The organism is Gordonia sp. (in: high G+C Gram-positive bacteria) (assembly GCF_052106715.1).
Classification (GTDB): domain Bacteria; phylum Actinomycetota; class Actinomycetes; order Mycobacteriales; family Mycobacteriaceae; genus Gordonia.
Genome location: NZ_JBQEDL010000001.1, coordinates 90,232 through 100,915, shown reverse-complemented (window position 1 = coordinate 100,915; position 10,684 = coordinate 90,232). Strand labels below are relative to the sequence as shown.

The window sequence follows — 10,684 nt, the reverse complement described above, 5'->3', positions numbered from 1 at the left end:
TATCTCGACTCCGCTCGATCAGCGGGCGGCCGGGGTCAGCGGTGCTGGAAGTTCGGAGTGCGCTTCTCGACGAAGGCGGCCATTCCCTCGGTCTGGTCGTCGGTGGCGAACGTCGAGTAGAAGAGGGAGCGTTCGGTGCGGACCCCCTCGGTGAGCCCCGACTCGAAGGCGCGGTTGACGGCCTCCTTTGCCAGTGAGGTCGCAATGGCCGACTTATCGGCGATCTCGCCTGCGATCTCGAGCGCGGTCTGCAGCGTCTCCTCGGCCGGGACGACGCGAGAGACGAGGCCGAGACGCTCGGCTTCGTCGACCTTCATCTGGCGGCCGGTGAGGATCAGGTCCATCGCCTTGGCCTTACCGATCGCGCGCGTCAGGCGCTGCGATCCGCCGATGCCGGGAATGACGCCCAGGTTGATCTCCGGCTGCCCGAACTTCGCGGTGTCGCCCGCGATCAGAATGTCGCACAGCATCGCGAGTTCACAGCCGCCGCCGAGCGCGAAGCCGTTCACCGCTGCGATCGTCGGGGTGCTCAGGCCGGCGAGACGGTCCCAGTCGCCGAAGAAGCGCTCGGACTGCACGTCGCTGAACGACTTGGACGACATCTCCTTGATGTCGGCTCCGGCCGCGAACGCACGGTCCGAACCGGTGATCACGATGGCGCCGATCGCCGGGTCGTCGTCGAATACGGTTGCGGCGCCGACGACTTCGTTCATCAACTGGGTGTTCAGGGCATTGAGCGCCTTCGGACGGTCGAGGGTGATCACGCCGACGCGACCCTGGGTATCGACCTTGATCGTCTCGTACTCGGGGGTATTCGCCATGGGGTCTCCTTCTTTACAGCTTCAGTTCGAGGTGATCTGGCAGCGGCGCCGCGAGTGCGTCCGCGTCGATCGGGCCGGTCTGCCAGGCGGGCTTTCGGTCTTTGTCGATGACTTGCGCGCGGATGCCTTCCGCGAGGTCGGGGTGCTGCAGACACCGCAGTGATGACCGGTACTCGCGGACCAACGACTCGCGCAGCGATCCGTCGCTCGCTGCGGCGCGCAGCGCCGAGAGGGTCGCGGCGAGCGCCGTGGGCGACTTCCCTTCGATGGCCTCGGCTGTCGCGAAGCCTTCCGGCGTGGCCGTGGCGACGCAGTTCTCGAGGATCTGCGCGACGGTGTCGGCGGCGAAAGCGGACTTGATCCAATCGCGCCCGGCCGCGACCTCCGAGTCCGGCGGGGTCTGCCCGAACTCGGCGATGACGTCGTCGATGGGCCGCTCGGCGAGAGCATCGACGAGCGCGTCGAGGTCTTCGGAGGGGACGAAGTGATCGGCCAGGCCGAGAGCGATCACATCGCCGCCACGCAGATGCGTCGTCGTGAGTGCGGCGTAGGTGCCGAGTTCGTCGGCGACGTGGGAGAGGAGCCAGGTGCCGCCGACGTCGGGCACCAGACCGATACCGACTTCGGGCATCGCGAACCGGGTCTTCTCGGTGACGATGCGGTGACTCGCGTGACCGGAGACGCCGACGCCGCCGCCCATCACGATGCCGTCCATCAGCGCGACATAGGGCTTCGGGTAGTCGCCGATGCGCGCATTCATCACGTACTCGTCGCGCCAGAACGCCGCCGAATCGGACCCGGCAGCGGCCTCGTCGCCCGCTCCGGTCAGTGCCTTCGCATCCCGGTGGATGGCGACGATGTCGCCGCCCGCGCAGAGTCCGCGGTCTCCTGCGCCGCGTACGACGACGACGTCGATCGCATCGTCGTCGGCCCAGGCCACCAGTGCCGCGTCCATCGACTGCACCATCTCGTGGTCGAGGGCGTTGATCGAGCGCGGCCGGTTCAACGTGATCACACCTGCGCGTCCGGTGACCGTCGTGACGACCGCGGGCGAGTCGGTGTCTGCTGGCATCGGTGTGGTCTCCTCGGGTCGACGTCGGACGTGTGTCCGCCGACACCCATCCTCGCCAGGGGCTCGGGTGTGCGTCAACGCACATTTGCGCATGGTAGGGGTGCAGAAATGCCGGGCGTGACCTCCCTGGTGATTACAATCGTGCAATGCCGGACAGTATCGATGCACGGAGCGTTCGCGCCGATGATCTGCGCTACCTGTTGGCGGTGGCGCGGGCGGGGAGCCGGGCGGTCGCGGCGACCGATCTCGGCGTCGACTCGAGCACGGTGACGCGTCGGATGCGCGCGTTGGAGCAGCTACTCGGCGTGCGTCTGGTGGAGCAGGGCGTGGACGGCTGGGAGCTGACGGAGATCGGCCGGGACGTCGCCGAGCGCGCGGCGCCGATCGAGTCGGCGGTGGAGAGCGCGATCGATGTGGTGGCGGGCGCCCGGACGAACTCCTTGCGAGGCAATGTGCGGATCACCGCGCCGGATGCGTTCGGCGCCTACTTCGTCGCCCCGGCGATGGCGCGGCTCCGCAATGCCAACCCGGACCTTACTGTCGAAGTCCTCACGGCCACAAGGCAACTCAACTTGCATCAGTCGGGTTTCGACGTCGCGATCGCCGTCGGTGTGCCGATGAGCGGCAAACTCGTGACGGCACCGCTCACCGAATATGCGCTCGGCCTGTATGCGACCGACGACTACTTCCGAGCGCACCCGGTGCCGCGGACGACCGCAGACCTGATCGAGCATTCGTTGATCTGGTACGTCGACTCCCTGCTTCAGGTTGGCGACCTCGACCTGGAGCACCACCTGCCTGCTCTGACGTCTCGATTGATGTCGACCAACGTGTTCGCGCAGGTGGAGGCGACGCGCGCGGGCGGCGGGATCGGTCTGCTCCCGGCGTTCGTCGCCACCCGTCATCCCGACTTGAAGCGGGTGCTCGGCGACGACGTCGAGATCCGGATGGACTTCTCGTTCGCTGCGCGACGGGAACGTCTGACGAGTCCGACGGTGCAAGCGATCCACGCCGCGTTGCGGGCCGAGGTCGATGCGCGGACGACGGAGTTGCTGCCGTGATGAACGACGCGCCGTTGCCGATCGCGGCTTCGACGCACGCTCATCTACCTGACCGCACCCTCATTGCGTCTTAGCAGCCTCCGCCCAGGCTGCTAAGACGCAATGAGCATGCGATGGCGGATCTGAGGGTGCGAAGCGCGAACCGAGGCTGCGGTGTGGTCGTCAGGTGAGGTGCCGATCGATGAAGTCCTTCGCCTCCCGGATCGCCCTGCGTGAGTCCGAGGAGAAGTAGGGGAACATCTGGAAGACGTGCCCTTGACCCGGCCATTCCTGCAACGTCGACGTTCCGTCGGCGTCCAGGAGGTTCTGGTGGATGGTGCGGGCGTCGTTGGCCATGACTTCGCGGGAGCCGAACTGGATCAGCGTGTCGGGCAGGTCCATGTCGGAGGTCAACGCGACTCGCATCCGCGGATCGTCGGGCGACGCATCACCGCGGTAGCAGCCCATCAGGCGCTGCGCGCTCGCGGCGTGGATGAACGGATCGTGGACGCCGGTGCGTTCCAGGGCACGGGCGACGTCGAACACCGGATCGTAGAGCGGCGAGAACAGGACCATCGCCCGCGGCTGCGGCACGTCGTCGCGGTGGTTCGCGGCCAGCAGGTCCTGCGCCAGGTGCCCGCCGGCGGAGTCGCCGCCGACGATGATCTGCTCGGCCGAGAACCCCTGGTCGAGGAGCCAGCGGTAGCCGCGGATCGCGTCGTCGCCGCCGGATGGGAACTGGTGCTCGGGGCCGAGGCGGTAGTCGAGACTGAACGCGCCGATGCCTGCGCGTCGCACCAGGCGGGCGACGAGACCGCGATGCGTCCGAGCTGAACAGACGAGATAGCCGCTGCCGTGCAGGTAATAGAGGATGCTCCGCCCGTTCGACGGTGACGGGACGTCGCCACCGAACTGCTCGGCCTCATGTGTCCATTCGCCGCGCACCTGGCCGCCGTCGACGCGCACCTTCACCGCGGTCGTTCGTGTTCCACGTGGAACCGGACTCGCCGCCGACAGTGAGGCGTTGAGCGCGGGACGGAGAATCGGGATGGCCGTCTGACCGATCACCGGCACGTTCCCGAGCACGCCCATCATCGGACGAGTCGCCCGCCAGACGTACGCGTTGAGGGCGCGGGCACGCTTCGCCCCGGGCGCCTCCAGGCCGGACGCGACTTCTGCGTTACTCGCGGTTATAGGGTGCACAGTTGAGACGATACGACGGATCTGCCCCATTACAACGCCGTTTCGATCGCATGTCCTACCGATTTTGCCGTGGAGTGCGCTGACGTGGCAGAATCGTGGTCACTGCACTCGGGCTCCGTGCCCGAGCACTCCCAGCAAAGACGCTGAATCCCCGGCGACGCGCAGCTCGCGTCGATCCGATCCGGGTTCGAAGTACGAACCAGTACGCAGCGTCGCGTGCAGGAATGGCAGATTCCATGAAGCACTTGCCGGGGCCCACTGGCCTCTATGATCCGCGGAACGAGCACGACGCCTGTGGTGTCGCGTTCGTCGTCGACATGCACGGACGACGCAGCCGCGACATCGTCGAGAAGGCGATCACCGCGCTGGTCAACCTCGAACACCGTGGCGCCGCGGGCGCCGAGCCCAACACCGGCGACGGCGCAGGCATCATGATTCAGGTCCCGGACCGCTTCCTTCGGGAGGTCGTCGACTTCGAGTTGCCTGCCGAAGGCGCCTACGCCACCGGCATCGCGTTTCTCCCGCAGTCGGCGCAGGACGTCCGTGATGCCGTCGCAGGCGTCGAGGCGATCGTCCGCGAAGAGGGACTCGAACTGCTCGGCTGGCGCGACGTGCCCGTCGACGAGTCGTCGCTCGGCGCCCTCGCCCGCGACGCCATGCCGACGTTCCGGCAGCTGTTCCTTGCGCTCGACGCGAGCCCGGGCACGCCCGACAGCGCGTCGGTCATGGACCTCGAGCGCAAGGCGTACGTCGTGCGCAAACGTGTCCAGTTCGAGCTCGGCGAGAAGGGCGCAGGCCAGGACGGCCCGGGTCGCGAGACCGTGTACTTCCCGAGCCTGTCCGGGCAGACGTTCGTCTACAAGGGCATGCTGACCACGCCGCAGCTGCGTGAGTTCTACCTCGACCTGCAGGACGAGCGCGTCGAGAGTGCACTCGGAATGGTCCACTCGCGCTTCTCCACCAACACATTCCCGTCGTGGCCGCTCGCGCACCCCTTCCGCCGCGTCGCGCACAACGGCGAGATCAACACCGTCACCGGTAACGAGAACTGGATGCGGGCCCGCGAAGCGCTCATCGACACCGACGTGTTCGGCGACTCGCTCGAGAAGGTCTTCCCGGTCTGCAGCCCGGGGGCCTCCGACACCGCGCGGTTCGACGAGGTTCTCGAACTTCTGCACCTCGGTGGTCGCAGCCTGCCGCACTCGATCCTGATGATGGTCCCCGAGGCGTGGGAGCGCAGCGAGGCCATGAAGCCCGAGCACCGCGCGTTCTACGAGTACCACTCGGCGCTCATGGAGGCGTGGGACGGACCGGCATCGGTGTGCTTCACCGACGGCACGGTGATCGGCGCGGTTCTCGACCGCAACGGCCTGCGACCGTCCCGCATCTGGGTCACCAAGGACGGCCTCGTCGTCCTCGGCTCGGAGGTCGGCGTCCTCGACATCGATCCCGCCGACATCGTCACGCGGACCCGCCTGCAGCCGGGTCGGATGTTCCTCGTCGACACCGCGCAGGGCCGCATCGTCGCCGACGAGGAGGTCAAAGACTCTCTCGCCGCCGAGCACCCGTACCGCGAGTGGCTCGACGCCAACCAGGTCTTCATCGAGGATCTGCCCGCGCCGCCGCACGTCCACATGACGCACGACCGCGTGACCCTGCGCCAGCAGGTGTTCGGGTATACGGACGAAGACCTGAACCTGTTGGTCTCGCCGATGGCCGCGACCGGGGCCGAAGCGATCGGTTCCATGGGAACTGACACTCCGGTGGCAGTCCTGTCGGCGCGTCCGCGCATGCTGTTCGACTACTTCCAGCAGATGTTCGCGCAGGTGACCAACCCGCCGTTGGACGCGATCCGAGAGGAGATCGTCACCAGCGTCCGCCATCGCATCGGCGGTGAGCGCGACTTGTTGAACCCGGGAGCCGACTCGGCCAAACAGATCGTGTTGAGTGCGCCGATCCTCGACAACGGCGACCTCGCTCGTCTCGTCGACATCGACGGTGACGCAACCGGTTTCGCGTCGGTCCACCTCCACGGTCTGTACCCGGTGGCCGAGGGAGGCGAAGGACTCCGCAAGGCGCTCGACGAGGTGCGGGCCAAGGCGTCGGCTGCCATCGCAGACGGGGCGCGCATCATCGTGCTGTCCGACCGCGAGTCGGACGAGACGCTGGCGCCGATCCCGTCCCTGCTGTTGACCGCGGCCGTTCACCACCACCTGGTGCGTGAGCGCACCCGTACCCGCGCCAGCATCGTGGTCGAGTCCGGTGACGCCCGCGAGGTCCACCACATGGCGTTGCTGATCGCGTTCGGCGCCAGCGGCATCAACCCGTACATGGCGTTCGAGACCATCGAGGACATGCTGCTCTCGGGCGCGCTCGTCGTCCCGGGCACCGACGATCTCGATCACGACGCACGCTTTGCGAAAGCGCGCGCGAACTACATCAAGGCAGCCAGCAAGGGCGTGCTCAAGGTGATGAGCAAGATGGGCATCTCCACGGTCCCGTCGTACAACGGCGCCCAGTTGTTCCAGGTGATCGGCATCGCACAGGACGTCGTCGACGAGTTCTTCACCGGCCTCAACAGCCAACTGGACGGCATCGGCCTCGACGAGTTGGCCGACGAGGTGGCCCGCCGCCACGCCGTCGCGTTCACCGACCGCCCGAACGAGCGCGCCTACCGCGAGCTCGAGGTCGGCGGCGAGTACCAGTGGCGTCGAGAAGGCGAATATCACCTGTTCAACCCGGACACGGTGTTCAAACTCCAGCACGCGACCCGCACCGGTCAGTACAGCGTATTCAAGGAGTACACGAAGCTCGTCGACGATCAGGCGACGCGGCTGGGCACTCTGCGCGGCCTGTTCGACTTCAACTTCGGCGACCGGGACCCGATCCCGATCGAGAAGGTCGAGCCGGCCAGCGAGATCGTCAAACGGTTCTCCACGGGTGCGATGAGCTACGGCTCGATCTCGGCCGAAGCGCACGAGACGCTGGCCGTCGCTATGAACCGGTTGGGCGGACGCTCCAATTCCGGTGAGGGCGGCGAGGATCCGCGTCGATTCAGCCACGACGAGAACGGCGACTGGCGGCGCAGCGCGATCAAGCAGGTTGCATCGGGACGATTCGGTGTGACCAGCCACTACTTGAGCAACTGCACCGACATCCAGATCAAGATGGCACAGGGCGCGAAGCCGGGCGAGGGTGGTCAGCTGCCGCCGCACAAGGTATACCCGTGGATCGCCGAGGTCCGCGGCAGCACGCCGGGCGTCGGGCTGATCTCCCCGCCGCCGCACCACGACATCTATTCGATCGAGGATCTCGCACAGCTGATCCACGACCTGAAGAACGCCAACCCGGCCGCGCGCATCCACGTCAAGCTCGTCTCCGAGGTCGGTGTCGGAACCGTCGCCGCCGGTGTGTCGAAGGCGCATGCCGATGTCGTCCTGATCTCCGGACACGACGGCGGCACCGGCGCGAGCCCGTTGACTTCGCTCAAGCACGCGGGCGCCCCCTGGGAGATCGGGCTCGCCGAGACTCAGCAGACGCTGCTGCTCAACGGGTTGCGTGATCGCATCGTCGTCCAGGTTGACGGTCAGTTGAAGACCGGCCGCGACGTGATGATCGCGGCGCTGCTCGGCGGTGAGGAGTTCGGTTTCGCGACTGCGCCGCTCGTCGTATCCGGCTGCGTCATGATGCGCGTCTGTCACCTCGACACGTGCCCGGTGGGCGTCGCGACGCAGAATCCGCTGTTGCGCGAGCGCTTCACCGGCAAGCCGGAGTTCGTCGAGAACTTCATGCTGTACATCGCCGAAGAGGTGCGAGAGCTGTTGGCTCGCCTCGGTTTCCGTACGCTGAACGAGGCCATCGGCCGGTTCGACGCGCTCGACACCACTGCGGCGACCGCCCGGTGGAAGGGCTCCAAGGCAGGCAAGCTCGACCTGTCGCCGATCCTGACGAGCCCGGAGTCGCCGTTCATGAACCAGGACCTGTACCGCACGGGTGCCCAGGATCACGGACTCGACAAGGCATTGGACAACGAGTTGATCGAGAAGGCCCGCGCCGCAATTGATTCGGGGACTCGTGTCAACCTGACCAGTGCGATCACCAACGTGAACCGGACGGTCGGCACCATGCTCGGCCACGAGGTCACCAAGGTGTACGGCGCACAGGGGCTGCCCGACGGCACCATCTCGATCGACTTCACCGGGTCGGCGGGCAACAGCTTCGGCGCGTTCGTCCCGCGCGGCATCACGATGCGGCTCGAAGGCGACGCGAACGACTTCGTCGGCAAGGGGCTCTCGGGCGGTAAGCTCGTCGTCCGCCCGTCGCGGAAGGCGCCGGCCGATTTCGTCGCCGAAGACAACATCATCGCAGGCAACGTGATCGGGTTCGGCGCCACCGCGGGCAAGATCTTCTTGCGCGGTGTGGCAGGCGAGCGCTTCTGCGTCCGCAACTCCGGTGTCGCGGCGGTCGTCGAGGGCGTTGGCGACCACGCCTGCGAGTACATGACGGGCGGCAGCGTGGTCATCCTCGGTGAGACCGGCCGTAACTTCGCCGCAGGCATGTCCGGGGGCATCGCGTACGCCTACGATCCGAACGGCACCTTCGAGGCGAACCTGAACGCCGAACTCGTCGACCTGGAAGAACTCGACGCAGACGACGTGCTGTTCCTCGAGGGCGCGTTGACCGAACACCGTGACGAGACCGGTTCGACGGTGGCTGCGGCCGTCCTCGCGGACTGGTCGAAGCAGCAGGGGCACTTCGCCAAGGTGATGCCCCGTGACTACAAGAAGGTTCTCGTCGCCATCGACGTCGCCGAGCGAACCGGACGAGATGTGAACGACGCGATCATGGAGGCGGCTCGTGGCTGACACCAGAGGTTTTCTCAAGCACACCGAACGAGAGACGCCGAGCAGGCGTCCGGTCGACCTGCGACTGATGGATTGGCGAGAGGTCTACAACGACTTCGAGGAGTCCACCCTGAAGACACAGGCGAGCCGCTGCATGGACTGCGGGGTTCCCTTCTGCCACAACGGTTGTCCTCTCGGGAACCTGATCCCCGAGTGGAACGATCTGGTGTACCGGGATCGGTGGGATGCGGGTATCGACCGCCTGCACGCGACCAACAACTTCCCGGAGTTCACCGGTCGGTTGTGCCCCGCCCCGTGTGAGGCGTCGTGCGTACTCGGCATCAATCAACCCGCCGTCACGATCAAGCAGGTCGAGGTCGAGCTCATCGAGAAGGCCTGGGACTCGGGTTCGGTCGATCCCGTCCTGCCCGACCGTAAGTCGGGCAAGAAGGTCGCGGTCGTCGGTTCGGGCCCGTCCGGTCTGGCGGCCGCGCAGCAGCTGACCCGTGCAGGACACGACGTCACGGTGTTCGAGCGGGCCGACCGCATCGGCGGGCTGATGCGCTACGGCATCCCCGAGTTCAAGATGGAGAAGCGCTTCATCGATCGTCGTCTGGAGCAGATGGAGGCCGAGGGCACCGTCTTCCGTGCGGGAGTCAACGTCGGTGTCGACATCACGGTCGAACAGTTGCGCGGTGACTACGACGCTGTCGTCCTGGCGAACGGTTCGACGATCGGCCGTGATCTGCCGATTCCGGGCCGGGAGCTGGACGGCATCCACCAGGCGATGGAGTTCCTGCCGCAGGCTAACAAGATTCAGCACGGCGACGAGGTCGAGAACCAGATCACGGCCACCGGTAAGAACGTCGTGATCATCGGTGGCGGAGACACTGGGGCCGACTGCCTCGGTACGTCGCTGCGTCAGGGCGCCGCGGTGGTCCACCAGTTTGAGATCATGCCGAAGCCGCCTGCCGAGCGTGCGGAGTCGACCCCGTGGCCGACGTACCCGCTGATGTATCGCGTGTCGTCCGCCCACGAGGAGGGCGGCGAACGCGTGTACAGCGTGAACACCGAGGAGTTCACCGGCGAGAACGGTCGAGTCACGAGCCTGAAGGCCCACGAAGTGGCGATGGTCAACGGTCGCTTCGAGAAGGTTGAGGGCAGCGACTTCGAGTTGGCGGCCGACCTCGTTCTCCTGGCGATGGGCTTCGTCGGCCCGGAACGCGGTGACCTGCTCGACGAGTTGGGTGCGACCTACGACGCTCGCGGCAACGTCGCGCGCGACGACGACTTCGGCGCTGTCGGACTGCCGGGCGTGTTCGTCGCGGGCGATGCGGGCCGCGGGCAGTCGCTCATCGTGTGGGCGATCGCGGAAGGCCGGTCGGCAGCTGCGGCCGCCGACCGCTACCTGACCGGGGCGACACTCCTGCCCGCACCGATCGTCCCGACCCAGATGGCGCAGCGCTGACATCCACGAGCGGCCGTCGCGAACCGTAGCCCGTTGCCCGGGCGTGCCGGCTATCGCGACGGCCGCTCTGTCATGTCGACAGCAACCAGAATTGCACGCTGTAACTTACACAATGCAACCTCTCGATACGTGTGCCTGCTCTCATCGGTGGGCTCCTGCACGGCGCGACTCGTGACGGAGCCCGGCGGTGCTGCGGGACTGTCACCGAGCGAGAGTGGAGTCGCAACGCGTACGAG

6 protein-coding genes are annotated in these 10,684 nt (G+C 66.8%); 3 read left to right on the top strand and 3 right to left on the bottom strand.

Translation table 11 applies throughout. From position 1 onward, the window contains the following. Nucleotides 1-35: 35 nt before the first annotated feature. On the bottom strand, nucleotides 36-821 hold the full coding sequence (locus ACTIMF_RS00420; protein WP_442348293.1) for an enoyl-CoA hydratase: 786 nt from the start codon (nucleotides 819-821) through the stop codon (nucleotides 36-38). 13 nt (nucleotides 822-834) lie between these two features. Then, entirely contained in the window at nucleotides 835-1,893 is a 1,059-nt protein-coding gene (locus ACTIMF_RS00415) for an enoyl-CoA hydratase/isomerase family protein (protein ID WP_442348292.1), read from the bottom strand. A gap of 146 nt (nucleotides 1,894-2,039) precedes the next feature. Here ACTIMF_RS00415 and ACTIMF_RS00410 point away from each other — a divergent pair, with 146 nt between their 5' ends. Further along, nucleotides 2,040-2,954, top strand: a complete 915-nt coding sequence (locus ACTIMF_RS00410; protein WP_442348291.1) for a LysR family transcriptional regulator — start codon at nucleotides 2,040-2,042, stop codon at nucleotides 2,952-2,954. 162 nt (nucleotides 2,955-3,116) lie between these two features. Here ACTIMF_RS00410 and ACTIMF_RS00405 read toward each other — a convergent pair whose 3' ends face one another. Continuing rightward, nucleotides 3,117-4,136 carry an alpha/beta hydrolase gene (locus tag ACTIMF_RS00405; protein WP_442348290.1) on the bottom strand — a complete coding sequence of 340 codons (1,020 nt, stop codon included), beginning with the start codon at nucleotides 4,134-4,136 and terminating at the stop codon, nucleotides 3,117-3,119. A gap of 236 nt (nucleotides 4,137-4,372) precedes the next feature. On the opposite strand from ACTIMF_RS00405, the gene gltB reads away from it, so the two are divergent. After that, nucleotides 4,373-9,001 carry a glutamate synthase large subunit gene (gene gltB, locus ACTIMF_RS00400; RefSeq protein WP_442348382.1) on the top strand — a complete coding sequence of 1,543 codons (4,629 nt, stop codon included), beginning with the start codon at nucleotides 4,373-4,375 and terminating at the stop codon, nucleotides 8,999-9,001. Continuing rightward, nucleotides 8,994-10,448 (top strand): glutamate synthase subunit beta, encoded by a 1,455-nt coding sequence (locus tag ACTIMF_RS00395; RefSeq protein WP_442348289.1) that lies wholly within the window; start codon nucleotides 8,994-8,996, stop codon nucleotides 10,446-10,448. Before gltB ends, ACTIMF_RS00395 begins: the two co-directional genes overlap by 8 nt. Nucleotides 10,449-10,684 lie beyond the last annotated feature (236 nt).